Here is a 566-nt window from a genome sequence, read left to right on the forward strand (position 1 = left end):
CGTTATTATGCCCGAGGGCGAGCTGTGTAATTTTGGCGACGGCGTTGCGGTGCTTCCTTTTCTCAGCCCTCGCTTTATTGAGCTGGCACTCGTTAACCAGTGCCCGGTTTTAATCGCCGTCCATCACGGCTCTGATCGCTGGGCCATGCCAATTAAGTTAGACCGACGCTTAGAGCCTCTATTCAAGTGGCTTCCTCAACATATGCACGAGACGATTAAGCATTCAAGAACACTTAGTATTCCCAAGCCGGTCAAAAAGAAGATTCCCAAGCTGTATATGAGCTTTGCACGGTACCAGCCAAGCCTAAGCTTGAAAACACTGAGCGACAATAAGGAGCAGCGCAATCAGCAACTCCATAAAGAAGCCGAGATTGTTAGAGACAAAATGAAGAAAATGATCTCCCTGATCATCACAGAACGCCGACTGAATGACTTGGTTCATTAAGCCTCTTACATGAGTGATTCGATACAAGGCTTCCTTGTCACACGGCAATGGCGAGATACACCACAAGGCGTGCTGCTCAAGTATTGGTTTTATTAATGCAAAACAAAGTCAAACCATATTT

At 46.5% G+C, this 566-nt stretch carries 2 protein-coding genes; both read left to right on the forward strand.

From position 1 onward, the window contains the following. A partial coding sequence (locus A3729_RS32830) for a hypothetical protein (RefSeq protein ID WP_197475784.1) occupies window positions 1-445 on the forward strand: 445 nt, incomplete at its 5' end. Between the two features lie 9 nt (window positions 446-454). Next, window positions 455-541, forward strand: a complete 87-nt coding sequence (locus tag A3729_RS34565; protein WP_368664562.1) for a hypothetical protein — start codon at window positions 455-457, stop codon at window positions 539-541. The last annotated feature ends 25 nt before the right edge of the window (window positions 542-566 follow it).

It is taken from the genome of Oleiphilus sp. HI0043 (genome assembly GCF_001634935.1).

Coding starts and splice junctions, on each gene's coding strand:
- A3729_RS34565 (WP_368664562.1), top strand. CDS start 455: ATGAGTGATTCGATACAAGGCTTCCTTGTCACACGGCAATGGCGAGAT.